The 15,743-nt window shown below is 66.8% G+C and carries 19 protein-coding genes; 7 read left to right on the top strand and 12 right to left on the bottom strand.

What is annotated here, in order from left to right; genetic code table 11:
- Positions 1-13: 13 nt before the first annotated feature.
- Positions 14-1,234: a class I SAM-dependent RNA methyltransferase gene (locus tag AU193_RS20645; RefSeq protein WP_253867981.1), complete on the bottom strand. Its 1,221-nt coding sequence runs from the start codon at positions 1,232-1,234 to the stop codon at positions 14-16.
- Entirely contained in the window at positions 1,231-3,225 is a 1,995-nt protein-coding gene (locus tag AU193_RS20640; RefSeq protein ID WP_064424277.1) for an APC family permease, read from the bottom strand. The genes AU193_RS20645 and AU193_RS20640 overlap by 4 nt, the downstream gene beginning before the upstream one ends.
- An 85-nt stretch (positions 3,226-3,310) precedes the next feature.
- On the opposite strand from AU193_RS20640, the gene AU193_RS20635 reads away from it, so the two are divergent.
- Positions 3,311-3,982 (top strand): TrkA family potassium uptake protein, encoded by a 672-nt coding sequence (locus AU193_RS20635; RefSeq protein ID WP_082683081.1) that lies wholly within the window; start codon positions 3,311-3,313, stop codon positions 3,980-3,982.
- Positions 3,983-4,016: 34 nt separating this feature from the next.
- Positions 4,017-4,682, top strand: coding sequence for a TrkA family potassium uptake protein (locus AU193_RS20630; RefSeq protein ID WP_064424275.1), 666 nt, complete (start codon positions 4,017-4,019; stop codon positions 4,680-4,682).
- A 2-nt stretch (positions 4,683-4,684) separates the two neighbouring features.
- Here the strand turns inward: AU193_RS20630 and AU193_RS20625 are convergent, their stop codons facing one another.
- Together AU193_RS20625 and AU193_RS23275 are read right to left on the bottom strand one after the other, a co-directional pair.
- Entirely contained in the window at positions 4,685-5,368 is a 684-nt protein-coding gene (locus AU193_RS20625; RefSeq protein WP_064424230.1) for a DUF3159 domain-containing protein, read from the bottom strand.
- Positions 5,365-5,736, bottom strand: a complete 372-nt coding sequence (locus AU193_RS23275) for an OB-fold nucleic acid binding domain-containing protein (protein WP_064424229.1) — start codon at positions 5,734-5,736, stop codon at positions 5,365-5,367. Before AU193_RS23275 ends, AU193_RS20625 begins: the two co-directional genes overlap by 4 nt.
- 135 nt (positions 5,737-5,871) lie before the next feature.
- Here AU193_RS23275 and AU193_RS20615 point away from each other — a divergent pair, with 135 nt between their 5' ends.
- Positions 5,872-6,579 (top strand): alpha/beta fold hydrolase, encoded by a 708-nt coding sequence (locus AU193_RS20615; RefSeq protein ID WP_064424228.1) that lies wholly within the window; start codon positions 5,872-5,874, stop codon positions 6,577-6,579.
- Positions 6,580-6,658: 79 nt separating this feature from the next.
- Here AU193_RS20615 and AU193_RS20610 read toward each other — a convergent pair whose 3' ends face one another.
- Both AU193_RS20610 and dut read right to left on the bottom strand, forming a co-directional pair.
- Positions 6,659-7,429 carry a DUF3710 domain-containing protein gene (locus AU193_RS20610; RefSeq protein ID WP_064424227.1) on the bottom strand — a complete coding sequence of 257 codons (771 nt, stop codon included), beginning with the start codon at positions 7,427-7,429 and terminating at the stop codon, positions 6,659-6,661.
- Position 7,430: 1 nt separating this feature from the next.
- Positions 7,431-7,895: a dUTP diphosphatase gene (dut, locus tag AU193_RS20605; RefSeq protein ID WP_064415859.1), complete on the bottom strand. Its 465-nt coding sequence runs from the start codon at positions 7,893-7,895 to the stop codon at positions 7,431-7,433.
- 25 nt (positions 7,896-7,920) lie between these two features.
- Between dut and AU193_RS20600 the strand changes: the two genes are divergently transcribed.
- A complete protein-coding gene (locus tag AU193_RS20600) occupies positions 7,921-8,397 on the top strand; it encodes a DUF3093 domain-containing protein (RefSeq protein ID WP_064424226.1) in 477 nt (158 codons plus the stop codon).
- A 41-nt stretch (positions 8,398-8,438) separates the two neighbouring features.
- On the opposite strand, the gene AU193_RS20595 is transcribed toward AU193_RS20600, so the two are convergent.
- On the bottom strand, positions 8,439-8,741 hold the full coding sequence (locus tag AU193_RS20595; protein WP_064424274.1) for a DUF4193 domain-containing protein: 303 nt from the start codon (positions 8,739-8,741) through the stop codon (positions 8,439-8,441).
- Between the two features lie 167 nt (positions 8,742-8,908).
- On the opposite strand from AU193_RS20595, the gene cei reads away from it, so the two are divergent.
- The gene (gene cei / locus AU193_RS20590; RefSeq protein WP_064424225.1) at positions 8,909-9,565 is read left to right on the top strand and encodes an envelope integrity protein Cei; all 657 of its coding nucleotides are present in this window, start codon (positions 8,909-8,911) and stop codon (positions 9,563-9,565) included.
- A gap of 34 nt (positions 9,566-9,599) precedes the next feature.
- Here cei and AU193_RS20585 read toward each other — a convergent pair whose 3' ends face one another.
- Positions 9,600-10,448, bottom strand: a complete 849-nt coding sequence (locus AU193_RS20585; RefSeq protein WP_064424224.1) for an inositol monophosphatase family protein — start codon at positions 10,446-10,448, stop codon at positions 9,600-9,602.
- Positions 10,449-10,585: 137 nt separating this feature from the next.
- On the opposite strand from AU193_RS20585, the gene ppgK reads away from it, so the two are divergent.
- Both ppgK and AU193_RS20575 read left to right on the top strand, forming a co-directional pair.
- A complete protein-coding gene (ppgK, locus tag AU193_RS20580; RefSeq protein WP_064424223.1) occupies positions 10,586-11,392 on the top strand; it encodes a polyphosphate--glucose phosphotransferase in 807 nt (268 codons plus the stop codon).
- 202 nt (positions 11,393-11,594) lie between these two features.
- Complete coding sequence (locus AU193_RS20575) at positions 11,595-13,094, top strand: RNA polymerase sigma factor (RefSeq protein ID WP_064424273.1); 1,500 nt, start codon at positions 11,595-11,597, stop codon at positions 13,092-13,094.
- Between the two features lie 39 nt (positions 13,095-13,133).
- Here the strand turns inward: AU193_RS20575 and AU193_RS20570 are convergent, their stop codons facing one another.
- From AU193_RS20570 to AU193_RS20555, 4 genes are all read right to left on the bottom strand, one after another.
- Positions 13,134-13,514, bottom strand: coding sequence for a cupin domain-containing protein (locus AU193_RS20570; RefSeq protein WP_172798375.1), 381 nt, complete (start codon positions 13,512-13,514; stop codon positions 13,134-13,136).
- A 126-nt stretch (positions 13,515-13,640) separates the two neighbouring features.
- Positions 13,641-14,117 (bottom strand): hypothetical protein, encoded by a 477-nt coding sequence (locus AU193_RS20565; RefSeq protein WP_064424221.1) that lies wholly within the window; start codon positions 14,115-14,117, stop codon positions 13,641-13,643.
- Between the two features lie 256 nt (positions 14,118-14,373).
- Positions 14,374-15,156: a hypothetical protein gene (locus AU193_RS20560; protein ID WP_064424220.1), complete on the bottom strand. Its 783-nt coding sequence runs from the start codon at positions 15,154-15,156 to the stop codon at positions 14,374-14,376.
- Positions 15,157-15,272: 116 nt separating this feature from the next.
- Positions 15,273-15,638 (bottom strand): DUF952 domain-containing protein, encoded by a 366-nt coding sequence (locus AU193_RS20555; protein WP_064424219.1) that lies wholly within the window; start codon positions 15,636-15,638, stop codon positions 15,273-15,275.
- Positions 15,639-15,743: the final 105 nt, after the last annotated feature.

Here is a 15,743-nt window from a genome sequence, read left to right as displayed (position 1 = left end):
ACGGGATACCCGTTTACCGACGCAACACCGCGACGCACTCGACGTGGTGCGTCAGCGGAAACGAGTCGAAGACCCGCAACTCCTCGACGGTGTATCCGTGCCCGCGGTACAGACCGACATCCCGCGCGAATGACGCTGCCTCGCAGCCGATGTGAATGATCCGCGGCACCTCGGCGGCCGCCAGCAGATCGATCACCTCGCGACCGGCCCCCGTGCGCGGCGGATCGAGCACCGCGACATCGGCCCGCTTCCGCTGGGCGGCCACGGCCCGGCGGACCGAGTCGGTGACCACCGACACCCATCTCATGTCGTCCAGCGCGGCGCGCGCCGCACGCGAGGCTCCCCGCGAGGTGTCCACCGTGACGACCTTCCCCCTCTGCCCGACGGCTTCGGCGAGCACGGCCGCGAAAACCCCTGCCCCGCCGTACAAATCCCACGCCGTCATTCCGGGACGCAGCTGCGCCCAGCCGGCCACCAACTCGCTGTAGAGCCGCGCCGCGTCGCGGTGCGACTGCCAGAAGGCGGTCACGGGCACCCGCCAGGTCCGGCCCCCAATCCGCTGGACGGCTTCGTAGCCGCCCTCGATCACCTGAGTGGCGGCCTTGCCCCTGGGCCCCGACTTGGGTCCGGACTGGACGACGTGGCGCGTGCCCTCGTCGTCGACCGCGACGTGCAGATGCGCGCCCGGTGGCCAGACGCGCTGGGCCAGCCCGTCGACCATGCCGGCGGGCAGCTGCGCGCAGTTCAGGTCGGTGATCAGGTCGACGCTGTGGAACCGGTGGAATCCGGGTTCTCCGGCGGCGGTGGTGTCCAACCGCACCCGCGTCCGCCACCCGGTCGTACCCGCGTCACCGACCGGCTCGGCGGCGGCGTCGGCTTCCTCGCGCCAGTGGTAGCCGCCCAGCCGCGTCAACTGGTTGGCGACGACGGCGCCCTTGAGCCTGCGGACCGTCGCCGGCTCGGCGAATGCCATATCGCAGCAGCCGGCGCCGTCCGCGCCCGCGATCGGGCAGATCGATTCGACGCGGTCGGCGGACGGTTCGATGACCTCGATCGTGTCGGCATGCAGATACTTCCCGCGATCGGCGACCACCCGAACCCGGACTCGTTCGCCGGGCAGCGCATAGCGGACGAACACGACGCGGCCGTCGTCGCGCGCCACACAGCTGCCGCCGTTAGCCGGTGGTCCTGCGGTCACCGTCAGTTCCGACGGCACACCCGCGACACCGGTCACTCCAGGAATCCCCTGCGCGCGTCGCCGGGCGCCGACTGTGGCTGAAGCGTCTTGAGCCGCTCGGAGGAACTCAGTTGCCACGGCACCGAGGTCACCATCACATTCGGCTCGAACAGCAAGCGGCCCTTGAGCCGAAGGGCACTCTGGTTGTGCAGCAACTGCTCCCACCAATGGCCCACGACATATTCGGGGATGAACACCGTGACGACGGTGCGCGGCGACTCCCTGCTGATCCGCTTGACGTAGTCGACCACCGGACGGGTGATCTCCCGGTACGGCGAGGCGATGACCTTCAGCGGAACGCTGATATCGCTGTCCTCCCACTTGTCCATCAGGGCACGCGTCTCGCCTTCGTCGACGCTGACTGTGATGGCTTCCAGCGTGTCCGGCCGGATCGCCCTGGCATAAGCCAACGCGCGCATCGTGGGAAGATGCAGTTTGGACACGAGCACGATCGCATGATTGCGGCTCGGCAGCACCATGTCGCTTTCCGCGGCGGCCTGCTCCTCGAGTTCCCGCGCCACCGTGTCGTAGTGCCGGTGGATCATCTTCATCATTACGAACAGGAGGCCCATCGCCAGGATCGCGATCCAAGCTCCGGCAACGAATTTCGTCACCACGACGATCACCAGCACCGTGGCGGTGCAGGCACAACCGATCGCGTTGATCAGGCGAGAACGCATCATCTTGCGCCGGAACAGGGGCTCGGTTTCGGTGCGTAGCAGCCGCGTCCAGTGCCGCACCATGCCGACCTGGCTGAGCGTGAACGCCACGAAGACCCCGACGATGTAGAGCTGGATGAGCGCGGTGACCTCGGCGCGGAAAGCGACGACGAACGCGATCGCGGCGAACGCCAGGAACAGGATGCCGTTGGAGAACGCGAGCCTGTCGCCGCGCGTGTGCAATTGGCGCGGCAGGTAACGGTCCTGCGCCAGGATGTCCCCGAGTACCGGGAACCCGTTGAACGCGGTGTTGGCGGCCAGCAGCAAGATCAGGGCCGTGACGCCGGCGATGAGGAAGAGTCCGACGGTGAAGTCGTGGAACACCGCGTCGGCCAACTGCGCGATCAGCGTCTTCTGGTGGTAGTCGGGCGGGGCGCCGACGAGTTGTTCGTGCGGTCGCTCGGCGATCTGCACGCCGGTTTCCTTGGCCAGCATGATGATTCCCATGAACAGGGTGACCGCGAAAAAACCGAGTAACGCCAAGGTGGTTGCGGCGTTGCGCGACTTAGGCTTACGGAACGCCGGCACCCCGTTGCTGACCGCCTCCACACCCGTCAGCGCCGCACTGCCCGACGAGAACGCCCGTGCGACAAGGAAAACCAGCGCGAAGCCGACGATTTCACCGTGTTCGGAATGCATCTCGAAGTCTGCCGATTCGGCTCGTAACGGTTCGCCGAGCACATAGATCTGGAAGAAGCCCCAGCCGAGCATCAGGAACATCCCGACCATGAACGCGTAGGTCGGGATCGCGAAAGCGGTTCCAGACTCGCGGATGCCGCGCAGGTTGATGGCCGCCACCAACAGAATCGCGGTCACCGCGAACAGCACCTTGTGATGGTTGACGAAGGGCACGGCCGAGCCGATGTTCGACATCGCCGAGGACATCGACACCGCGACCGTGAGCACGTAGTCGACCAGCAGCGCGCTCGCCACGGTCAGGCCGGCCGTCGGGCCGAGGTTGGTGGTGACCACCTCGTAGTCCCCTCCACCGGACGGATAGGCGTGCACGTTCTGCCGGTAGCTGGCGATGACGATCACCATGACTGCGGCCACCGCCAGGCCGATCCACGGCGTCATCGAGTAGGCCGCCAGGCCCGCGACCGACAACACCAGGAAGATCTCTTCCGGCGCGTAGGCCACCGACGACAGGGCGTCGGAGGCGAAGACGGGAAGGGCTATCCGCTTCGGCAGCAGGGTGTGCGAAATCCTGTCGCTGCGAAACGGCCTGCCGAGGACTACCCGCCGCGCGAACCTGGATAGCTTGGACACGAGTGCCAAGAGTAAGCCCAGCAGCAATTGCCCGTCGGAAAGCTGTAGCGTTCGACTGCACGGGTTCGACAGGAAGGACCGGGGAGTGCGTGTAGTGGTGATGGGCTGCGGCCGGGTCGGCGCGTCGCTTTCGGACAGCCTGTCCCGGATAGGCCACGACGTTGCGGTCATCGATCGCGACGGCACGGCGTTTCACCGGCTCTCACCGGAGTTCTCCGGGGAGCGGGTGCTCGGCATGGGCTTCGACCGCGACGTGCTGCTGCGGGCGGGCATCGAGGAAGCCGGAGCGTTCGCCGCGGTGTCGTCGGGTGACAACTCCAACATCATCTCGGCGCGGGTGGCCCGCGAGACCTTCGGTGTCGAGCGGGTGGTCGCCCGGATCTATGACGCCAAGCGCGCCGCGGTCTACGAGCGGTTGGGCATCCCGACCGTGGCCACGGTTCCGTGGACGACCGACCGTCTGCTCAACGTGCTGACCCGCGAAACCGAGACCACCAAGTGGCGCGACCCGACCGGCAACGTCGGCATAACCGAAGTGGCGCTGCACGAGTCGTGGGTGGGCCGCCGGATCACCGACCTCGAGGCGGCCACCGGCGGTCGGGTGGCGTTCCTGATCCGTTTCGGCGCCGGGCTGCTGCCCGACGCGAAGACCGTCATCCAGGCCGGCGACCAGGTGTTCATAGCCGCGATCGCCGGCCATATCGCCGAGGCGCTTGCCATCGCGGCACTGCCGCCGAGCGAGGATCTCGAGGGATGAAGCGCGTCCACGACGACATGGAGGAGTGGCGCAGGTGAAGGTCGCCATCGCCGGGGCCGGCGCCGTCGGCCGGTCCATCGCCCGTGAACTGGTCGACACCCACGAGGTGACGCTGCTGGAACGCAATCCCGACCACATCGACGTCGACGCGATCCCTTCGGCGCAGTGGCGGCTGGGTGACGCGTGCGAGTTGACCATGCTCGAATCCGTTCAGCTCGAACAGTTCGACGTGGTGATCGCGGCCACCGGTGACGACAAGGTCAACGTCGTCGTCAGCCTCTTGGCCAAGACCGAATTCGCGGTGCCGCGGGTGGTGGCCCGCGTCAACGACCCGCGCAACGAGTGGTTGTTCGACGAGAGTTGGGGAGTCGACGTGGCGGTGTCCACGCCGCGCATGCTGGCCTCCCTCGTCGAGGAGGCGGTCGCGGTGGGCGACCTGGTGCGGCTGATGGAGTTCCGCAAGGGACAGGCCAACCTCGTCGAGATCACGCTGCCCGACGACACCCCGTGGGGCGGCAAGCCGGTCAAGCGCCTCGAACTGCCGCGCGACTGCACACTGGTGGCGATCCTGCGTGGCCCCCGCGTGATCGTGCCCGAGTCGGACGAACCGCTCGAGGGCGGCGACGAGTTGCTGTTCGTGGCTGTCGCCGAGGTCGAAGAGCAGATGCAGGAATTGCTGCTACACCCGCAGCCGCGCTGACGTCAGCGTCCGGTCGGGGCGCTCACGTCGTCGGAGGACTCGCTTGCGGTGATGGCCTTCTGCGCGGCCCGGATCGCCAGGTAAGTCACCAGTGCCGCGACCGCGGTCAACGGCCAGCCCATGGAGATTCGCGCGACACCCAGCCACCCAGTCTGGTCGGCGTCGTACAGATGCCGCTGAACGATGAAACGTGAGGCGAACACCGCCACCCAGAACAGCGTCGCGATGTCGAATGCCGTCACCGCCTTGCGCACCCGGCGCCAGTCACGGCCGTGTCCGTTGACCCAGCCCCAGACGTAACCGACGACGGGCCGGCGGATCACCACCGACACAGCGAACACCGCCGCCCAGAACAGCGACGACCAGATGCCAAGCAGGAAGTAGCCTTTCGACTCGCCCATCACATAGGCGATCAACGCGCAGATCCCGACACCGAAGAAGCCGGAGATGGCGGGCTGCGCAGATTCGCGCCGAGCCAGCCGCCACGCGAGGATGATGCCGGCCACGCCGAGCGCGGCGACGATGGCGGGAATCAGCCCGACGATCTGGGACACCGGAACGAACGCCACGACCGGCAACGACGAATAGATCAGACCGCTGACCCCGCCCATCTGGTCGAGGACGGCGGTAGCTTTGGTCGACTGCTGGGTTTTCGGTTGCTCCGGTTCGGTTCCGGGCTCGCTCACTTCTGGATCTCGTAGTGCGGGTTGTAGATGGCCTTGGCACCGTTGTCGAGCTTGCCGACCCGGCCGTGCACCTTGAGGGTGCGGCCGGACTCGATTCCAGGGATGCGACGCTGTCCGAGCCAGACCAGCATCACCGAATCGGTGCCGTCGAACAGCTCGGCCTTGACGCCGCCCGCGCATGCCTTGCCGTTGCACTCGACGCTGCGCAGGGTGCCGATCATCGTCACTTCCTGGCCGCGCTGGCAGTCGATCGCCTTCTGGGCGCCGGTCGAGGCGGCTTCGTCGCTGAGCTCTTCGACATCGAGTTGCTCCGGGTCTTCTGTCAACCGTCGCGTGAGCCGGCGCAGATACCCTTCGGCGGTTGCCATGGCCTCTCCTGACCTGTCCGCAGATGCACCTTGGACCTACCCAAGTAATCGCCACGTTAATCCTGTGAGTTACGAGATGCCACGCCGGGTCACCTCGCCACGCCGAGCGCTCTTCGCCCAAGGCACGATCGAGTCATGACGGTCACTCTCGGCGGCGTCACGACGGTCCTGCTACCGGGCACGGGCTCCGACGACGACTTCGTCTACCGGGCGTTTTCCGCCGCTCTGCATGAGCGGGGTGCGACGCTCGTCACGCCGGCGCCTCAGCCGCACCGGCTCGTCGCCGGATACCGTGACGCGCTCGACGCTGCAGCGCGCGAAGAGCGCATCGCCGTGGGGGGTGTGTCGATCGGCGCCGCCGTCGCCACGGCATGGGCGCTGACGCATCCGAACCGGACGGTGGCGGTGCTCGCGGCACTTCCGGCGTGGACCGGCTCACCGCAGCACGCACCCGCGGCGGCCGCAGCGCGTCATTCCGCCGAACTGCTGCGTCGGGACGGACTAGCGGCCACCAGCGCGGCGATGCGGGCGTCGAGTCCACGGTGGCTGGGCGACGAGCTCACCCGCTCATGGTTCGGGCAGTGGCCGGACCTGCCGGAGGCGATGGAGGAGGCAGCGAACTACGTCGCGCCCACGTGCGCGGAATTGGAGCGGTTGGCCGTCCCGCTGGGCGTGGCAGCCGCCACCGACGATCCCGTGCATCCGATCGAGGTGGCGGCCGAGTGGGTGACGGCGGCGCCGCAGGCGGCGTTGCGCACGGTCACCCTCGACGAAATGGGTGCCGACCCGGCGGTGCTCGGCGCGGCATGTGTTGCCGCGCTGCTGGAGGCCGGACACCGGTAGCGCCCGCCGGCTGGTCGGCCGGCACTAACCGGTGGATCGCACGCAGCCGGTGCGTGGGATGAACCGCGTAGTCGAAGAATCAGCCGCCGGTGATCGTCCGCAACTGCTGCATCGCCGATCCCTGGGCGCTGCGGCGCGCGACCGGTTCCGACTGACCGGCCTGCTGAGCTTGTTGCGCCTGGGCGGCCTGCTGGGCGGCAGCCTCACGCAATTGGTTGGCCATCGGCTCCGGCAACTCGACCGCCAGCGGCGTGCGCACCGGCAGCGGGGTCTCTCCGCGACGAACCACCGTGTCGGCCAACGCTTCTCGAGCTTCGGCAGCGAGCGCGTCGATGTGTTCCTGCGGACCGTTGACGACGCAGCGGATCATCCAGCGGTAGCCGTCGACGCCGATGAAGCGCACGACGCCGGGTTGCCCCTGCTGCGCTGCCTGGGCCTGCTGGGCGGATGCCACGCCGACGACCTCGCGACCCCACGGCCCATCCTTGATCGACACCTTGACGCCGTCCTTGCGCAGCGAATCGGCGAGTTCGGCGGCGATTTCCCGCCATAGGCCGCTGCTCTTGGGAGCGGCGTAGGCGGCGATGGTGAACCGGCCGTGGGGAGTGACGACCCATACCGCGCTGGGCACTCCTTGGGCGGTGAGCTCGACCTGCACCTGACCACCTGCGGGCAAGGGGATCAGGACCGAGCCCAGATCCAGCCGGCCCGCGGCAGCCGTCTCAGCGTCGTCGAAGTCCTCGATGTCGAACGGGCCTTCGAGTTCATCGTCGACGGCGCCCGTCGTCTCCTGTCCGACGACGTCTTCGCCGTCGCCGATCTCGTTGTCTTTGCGCTTACCGAATGCCATCTCACAAACTCGCATGTCCGCCGGAGGAACCGTGGCCACCTTCGCCACGGGTGCTTTCACCGAGACCGGCCTCGTCGAACGACGTGACCTCGACCAGCTCGGGCAGTTCGACCCGCTGAACCAACAACTGAGCGATGCGGTCCCCGCGGTTCACGACGATCGGTACCTGCGGATCGAGGTTGATCAGCGAAACCTTGATCTCGCCGCGGTATCCGGCGTCGATGGTGCCCGGACTGTTGACGATCGAAAGTCCTACGCGGGCAGCCAATCCGGAACGGGGATGCACCAACCCGACCATTCCGTGCGGGATGGCCACCGCGATACCCGTCGGAACCAGCGCGCGTTCACCGGGTGCCAGTTCGACGTCGAGCGCGCTGAAAAGATCGACGCCCGCATCGCCGTCATGGGCGCGGCTGGGCATCGGCAGATCAGGATCGAGGCGCACGACCGCCAGAGAAGTGGGCACGACGTCAGAGATTACTCTTGGCCGCGTGTCCGAGACGCACGCCACGACGCAATCCGTTCGCTACCGCGAGCGGCTCTGGGTGCCGTGGTGGTGGTGGCCGCCCGGTCTGGGCCTCGCGGCGCTGATCGCGCTCGAGGTGAACATGGGCGTTCCAGGCCTACCTCGATGGTTGCCGTACGCGCTGCTGTTGCCCGTCGCCGTCGTCGTCCTGTTGTGGCTGGGGCGTACGGAGGTGCGGGTCGTCAGCGGGCCGGAGGGCGCCGAGCTCTGGGCGGGTCCGGCGCACCTGCCCGTCGATGTGATCACCCGGTCGGCCGAGGTGCCACGCAGCGCCAAGTCCGCGGCCCTGGGGCGTCAGCTCGACCCGGCTGCCTACGTCGTTCATCGGCCGTGGGTGGGCCCCATGGTTCTGGTGGTGCTCGACGATCCGGATGATCCGACGCCGTATTGGCTGGTGAGTTGTCGTCGCCCGGACAAGGTGCTGGCTGCGATCCGCAGCTGAGCTGCGAATCGGGCCTTGCAGCTGAGCTGCGAAGAGAATTGTTACGCCGCGCAGTCCGAGCAGAGCATCACGCCGTTCTTCTCGCTGGCCAGACGGCTGCGGTGGTGAACCAGGAAACAGCTGGAGCAGGTGAACTCGTCGGCCTGCTTAGGGATCACTCGCACCGACAGCTCTTCACCGGAAAGGTCAGCGCCTGGCAACTCGAAGGACTCGGCGGACTCTGACTCGTCGACGTCCACGACCGCCGACTGGGCCTCGTTACGCCGCGCCTTCAGCTCCTCGAGCGAATCTTCCGAGACGTCGTCGGTCTCGGTGCGCCGTGGGGCGTCGTAATCGGTAGCCATCCTCGTCCCCTCCGAATAAAACCTCGTGCGACAGAGCTTTGTACCAGCGTCGAACGCATCCACCAAACGATTCGTGCCCGTATTGGTACCCGTTCCGCTGTGATTTATGTCACAAGGTCGGCCGTGCGGTGCCAAGAGGGTGGGAGCAGGGGCTCTAGAGTGCACTCGTGGTCGCGCAAATCACAGAGGGAACCGCGTTCGACGAACACGGTCGCCCCTTCCGGCGGCGGAACTTCCTGCCGGGCGTTCTGTTGTTCGTCGCGCTTTCGGTGGTGACGTTGATGGTGTGGGTCATAGCTTTGAACCGTCCCGCCGACGTGCCGGAGGCGGCGATCTGCAATCCACCGCCTGCACCCAGCGACCCCGGCGCGCCCACCCCGACGCTGGGTGAACGGGTATCGCGCGCCGACATGGTCGACGTGAGCCCGGCCCGCCTCGCCGACACCAAGATCAGGGTGCTCAACGCCAGCGGTCAGGGCGGTCAGGCCTCCGAGGTGGCCGGCGCGCTGAAGGACCTCGGGTTCGCCGAGCCGACCGCGGCAAACGATCCGATCTACGCAACCGCGCGCCTGGAATGCCAGGGTCAGATCCGGTTCGGCGAGGCCGGACGTGCCGCGGCCGCCGCGGTGTGGCTCGTGGCGCCGTGCACCGAATTGTTCCAGGACGAGCGCGGCGACGACAGCGTCGACCTGGCTCTCGGCACCGATTTCACGGAGCTGAGCAGCAGCGACGACATCGAGGCGGTGCTGGCCAGCCTGCGGCCCGACGCCACTCAGGCGGCCGATTCCGAGCTGCTGCCGAAGATCCACTCGGGGACCTGCTGAGCTTAGTTGGTGTCGGACAGCGCGATTCGACTGTCTAGGGTGCGCCCGCCCGGCGCAGCACGTCGTCCAAGGCTGCCGCGACGCCCGGCGCCGCGGCCGTGATGAACCCCGGCCCACCCGTCGCCCCGCTTCCCTGCGGCAACTGCAGCGTGGCCCCTGCCTCCGCGGCGATCAGCGCTCCGGCGGCCCAGTCCCACAGGTGGACGCCGTCCTCGTAATACGCGTCGAGTTGCCCCGCGGCCACCATGCACAAATCCAGCGCGCACGATCCGATCCGGCGCACATCGCGCACCTCGGGTAGGACCCGTGTGAGCACCGCGGCCTGCCGGGCCCGCTGTTCGCGGTCGTACGAGAATCCCGTGCCCAACAACGACATCGACAGATCGTCGGCTGCGCTGGCGTGCAGTTGTGCGGCGCCTTCGGCGTTCCGCAGATAGGCGCCGTGGCCCAGCGCTGCTGAGTACACCGCGCCGGCGGGCACGTTCGCGACCGCGCCCGCCACCGAGCTCCCGCGGCGCTGCACGGCCACCGATACCGCGTAGGCCTCCAGGCCGTAGACGAAGTTGACCGTGCCGTCGATCGGATCGAGCACCCAGGTGAGGTCGTCCCCGTGCGCGGGGGTCCCGCCCTCCTCTTCGCCGAGCACGGGCTCTCCGGGCCGTAGCTCTGCCAGCCTGTCGCGAATCAGCCGCTCGGTTTCTGTGTCGACGACGGTGACGGGGTCGGTGGGCGAGCTCTTGGTTCGCAGCCCCGAATCGTCTGTGGGCGAGCCGTGGCCGCCGAAAACCTCTGCGCGGCGCTGCCGCACGAAGGCGGCCGCTTCGGTGGCCAGCTGCTCGGCGACCGAGCGCAGCAGGACGGGATCGGCGTCGTTGTCGGGCATGCACCCATCGCAGCACGTTTCGGTCGACGTTGTCGCCGACTGTCTGTCCGACAGTCCCGCGCGGCCACTTCCGAAGCACTAAGGTGTGGGGCGCATGACGTGGCTGCGGCACGCCTGCCCGGAGTAGAGGAGCGTTGATGACCGCGACCAATTCACCCGCCGCCGCCCAGAGCGTCAACGGGAGCCAGCGGCGCGGGTTCGGAATCGACGTCGGCGGCAGCGGCGTCAAGGGCGGCATCGTCGACCTGAACACCGGACAACTGATCGGCGAGCGATTCAAGCTGCCCACCCCGCAGCCCGCCACCCCCGAGGCGGTCAGCACGACGGTCGCGGCCGTCGTCCGCGAATTCGGCTGGACCGAGAAGGTCGGCGTCACCTACCCCGGCGTTGTCACCGACGGAATCGTGCGCACCGCGGCCAACGTCGACAAGGGCTGGATCGGCAGCAATGCCAGCGAGTTCTACAGCAACGCGCTCGACGGACAGCCGGTCACGGTCCTCAACGACGCCGACGCTGCCGGGTTGGCCGAGGAGAAGTTCGGCGCGGGCCGAGACAACACCGGCGTCATCGTGCTGTTGACCTTCGGCACCGGGATCGGTTCGGCGGTCATCCACAACGGCGTGCTGCTGCCGAACACCGAGTTCGGCCACCTCGAGGTAGGCGGCAAGGAAGCCGAGCACCGCGCCGCGTCGTCGGTGAAGGAACGCAAGGGCTGGAACTATGAGCGCTGGACCGTCGAAGTGACGAAGGTGCTGGTAGCGGTCGAAAACGCGATCTGGCCGGACCTGTTCATCGCCGGCGGCGGCATCAGCCGCAAGGCCGAGAAATGGATTCCGCTGCTGAAGAACCGCACGCCGGTGGTGGCCGCGGCTCTGCAGAACACCGCGGGCATCGTGGGCGCGGCGATGGCCGCTGAGGTGGACGTCACAGCTACCGCGAAGTAGCCACGCCCGAGACCCGTCGATTTGCCGCTGAAGGCGGCGTTCTCGCACACTGTCGTTACAATGGTCGACGGCGGCCGCAGCCTGGATAGCGGCGATTATCAACCGCCGATATTCGACAGCCGACGCTCATCGATGGGGCTTACCTCCCCGCGCTTCGCGGTGGGCCCAGCCTGCGATGAGGTAGCACGAGGAAAGGGTGTACGTGGCAGCGACAAAGGCAAGCCCGGCAACCGATGAGCCGGTGAAGCGCACCGCTACCAAATCCGCCCCCGCCAAAAAGACCGCGGCGAAGTCGGCCAACGGGACGGCCCCGGCCAAGAAGGCCGCCAAGACCCGCGCCACCAAGGCACCCGCCAAAGCCGCAGCCAAGGCAAGCACCACAGGCAAAGCACCAGCGAAGGCTTCGAAGGCCGCAAAGACCGCGGCGCCCCGAAGTCGCGCCAAGAAGGCCACTGCGGCTGAACCCGACACCACCAAGATCGAGGCCGAGGCCGACGACCTCGAGACCGACGACATCGAAGCCGAGCCTGACGAGGACCTCGAGGTCGAGGACACCGACATCGACCTGGAGGATCTCGAGGTCGACGACGAGCCCGCCGAAGACGGTGCGGAGGCCGCCGAGGGCGACGCCCCGGTCGCCGCCGAAGCCGGCGACGACGCTGTCGCGGAGGACGACGAGATCGCCGAGCCGTCGGAGAAGGACAAGGCATCCGGCGACTTCGTCTGGGACGAAGAGGAATCCGAGGCGCTTCGGCAGGCCCGCAAAGACGCCGAACTGACCGCGTCGGCCGACTCGGTGCGCGCCTACCTCAAGCAGATCGGCAAGGTCGCGCTGCTCAACGCCGAAGAAGAGGTCGAGCTGGCCAAGCGCATCGAGGCCGGGTTGTACGCGACCCAGAGACTGGCCGAGATGGCCGAGCGCGGCGAGAAGCTGCCGGTGCAGCAGCGTCGCGACATGCAATGGATATGTCGCGACGGCGACCGCGCGAAAAACCATCTGCTGGAAGCGAACTTGCGTCTGGTGGTATCGCTGGCCAAGCGATACACCGGTCGCGGAATGGCGTTCCTAGACCTCATCCAGGAAGGCAACCTGGGCCTGATCCGCGCCGTCGAGAAGTTCGACTACACCAAGGGCTACAAGTTCTCCACCTATGCCACCTGGTGGATCCGCCAGGCGATCACCCGCGCGATGGCCGACCAGGCCCGCACCATCCGCATCCCTGTGCACATGGTCGAGGTGATCAACAAGCTCGGCCGCATCCAGCGTGAGCTGCTCCAGGACCTGGGCCGCGAGCCCACTCCCGAAGAGCTGGCCAAGGAGATGGACATCACGCCGGAGAAGGTGCTGGAGATCCAGCAGTACGCGCGTGAGCCCATCTCGCTGGACCAGACCATCGGCGACGAGGGCGATTCGCAGCTGGGCGATTTCATCGAGGATTCCGAGGCCGTGGTGGCCGTGGATGCGGTGTCGTTCACGCTGCTGCAGGATCAGTTGCAGTCGGTACTGGAAACGCTTTCCGAGCGTGAAGCCGGCGTTGTGCGGTTGCGGTTCGGACTCACCGATGGTCAGCCGCGCACGCTCGACGAGATCGGTCAGGTGTACGGCGTGACGCGCGAGCGTATCCGCCAGATCGAATCGAAGACGATGTCAAAGTTGCGCCACCCCAGCCGATCTCAGGTGCTGCGCGACTACCTGGACTGAATCGGACGGGAGGACCGTGGTGTCTGCGAATCGCTTACGTCAATCCTCGTCCGGTCCGTCGACGTTATAGACAGTGGGACCGTCGCCCCCAACGCGGATCACCACTCCGGCACCGCCCGCGGCGGATAGTGATTCGCGGTGCACCATCCGCGCTGGAATATAGACGAAGTCGCCTTCTTCCACCTCGACGACTTCCGCTCCGCCCTTCCCGAACTCAACCGTCATCTTTCCCTCGGTGATGTAGCCATACGTGGCGTAGTCGCCATGGTGATGCCAGCCGGTTGATGCTCCGCCGGGAAAAGCGGAAAAACCCGCCCACACGCCTTCGTGATGAAACGCCTGGCCGCGCTGCATGCCGCTGCTCTGCTCAATCCGCGGGTTACTGAGTTGATCCTTCTTCACAACCTCAGGACGATCCATCATGTCTCCAAACCGCGGTGTGATGTCGAGTCTCGTTGGCATTGGAGGTCGAGTCAACGCCGACCATGCAGGCTCCTGGGATCTCATCGTGTCGACTGCGCGAATGTGCTGAACCTGCTCCAGTGCCTACAGCGGCACCGGCGCGGGACCGAGCTTTTTCGCCTCGAATCTGTTGTAACCGTTGTAGGCGTCGCCGCATATCCCTGGTTCGTGGTAGGACCGCAGACCTTCGCCCGTCGCGGCGTCCCACGTGTAGGTCATCGGCAGGTCATGCTGCGACCCGTCTTCGCATGTGAGTGCTTGGGCCGTTAGTGCGTCCCGGACGATCCACCAGCCGACCTGCCAGTAGGCGTTGGCGCTCCATTGCGGCGACTTCCGCTCGGTGTCGTCCACGTTGTACTCGGTGACGTGCACACATTGGAACGCGTCGCCCTCGCACGGCGTAACCACCCACGTCTTCGGTCCCCACTCGTATGTGGCCTCGTATGTGCCGAGCGCGTTCGCCGTGATCTGATCCGTGCCGTTAGCAGGGGCTGCCAGACCCAGCGTCACCACGCCCGCCGCGATCACGGCGGCGGCCGCCGACGCCCATCTGCTTCCCATGGCGCTCCCTCTCTGTTGCCGGCTCGTGAAGTGCAGTATGCATGGAACGAAATCGGACTCGGAAGGATATCCGGTCAACGCGCTCGCGGGTGTCGGGTTGTTGTGCGTCGACCCACCATCCGTCCCCGCGTTCACAGGGGTTGACCGCAACCAGTGACATCACCGGCGAAATCGCCTTGCGCCCATATCATTTCGGCGGAGGTTGAGCTTAGACGCGACACCGCAACGCATCGTCGGTCTGCGGTTCCCTGTGCGATCACCGCTTCTTCTCGCGCACCTTGTACGTCGAGGGCCAGGACTCGCGCGTCTCGTCGCCGGTCAACGGAATGCCCTTGCTTCCGATCTTGATGTCGTAGGCCTCCTTGCCGGGGCCCACCTCCCGGTTGGCGTGTTCGGTTGCCAGATACATCAGTTGGTCGATCTCGGCTTCGGCGAATGCCACGAACGACGTCTTGCGGACGATGTCGTCGGCGCCGGCGGCGATGCGTTCCGGCAACACCCGCGTCGCGAACGCCGCGCCGGCCAACAACGCGAACGGGATGACCCAGTAGCAGATGAACGACAGCGGCGACTCCGTGTCCCGGAATGTCGCGTCGCGGTCGACGAGCGGCGGGATCGCCGACGACAGCGTCATGCCGGCGAACACCGCCACCCAAATCCACGTCAGCTGCGAGGTGACACCCGCGAACAGGTCGCTCTTGACGACGTGAGGCGGTTGGCCTTCTTCGGCGAACTCCCGCACGAACGGCTTCCCGATCAAGACGCCGGTGAGCGTCACCAGGAAGATGCCGGCGTTGCCCACCGGCTGCATCCACCGTTCCAGGAATGACTGGTCGAGGATGAAAGTCAGCACCGTCAAGACCAGAAACGTTGCCACCGCACCGATTTCGAGTACGCGGCCGGGGCCGCCCCGCAACCGCCCCAGCGCGAATGCGCCAACCGCGACCGCGAGAGCGACCAGAGCCGCGACGGTGAACGGGACGTTGCCGACGAGCACCCAGTAAACGAGCCACGGTGCGAGACCTAACAGAATGCCCACGATTTGTAAGTGTACGTAGGACGCTCGCGCGCGGAAGCGCTCTGGTTCGAAGCCCCGCACGAGTGGCTTCGGTGCTGAGGCGATAAGCCTCCGGCGGACGCGATCGAGGTCGACGCCTACGAGGAGGGCGCCAGTGGGGCGAACCGGCCGTCCGCGCCCGGGCGATAGGACGTGACGCGGATCACAGCTGCGACTGGCAAAGGGCCGTAGAGATGTGGGAACTCCATCCCCACTGGATCAGCCGGCAGACCGGCTTCCCAGCGAACCGGAGAGGATAGTCGTGCGGCATCGATGTGGAGCAGTACCAGGTCGGTACGACCGGCGTAGAGCCGGTTGGCCGGCAGGTGCACCTGCTCGGGTGTCGACAGGTGAACGAAGCCGCTTGCGGTCAACGAATCGGGGCGATGCTCGCCGCGTGCTCGAGCAGCCTCCCATTCGTCTTTGCTGCACATGTGGACCAGTACGGTCGGTGGCGGGCACATATCGCCAGCCTGCCGTGTCGGCAACTCGAGGTGACGGTGAGACACGACACACCGCTACAGCCTTTGGGAACAACGCCGAAAGTCAAAACGTCTGAGACAGTAGAT

It is taken from the genome of Mycobacterium sp. GA-1285 (assembly GCF_001499905.1).
GTDB lineage: Bacteria > Actinomycetota > Actinomycetes > Mycobacteriales > Mycobacteriaceae > Mycobacterium.
This window is presented reverse-complemented; position numbering and strand designations above follow the sequence as displayed.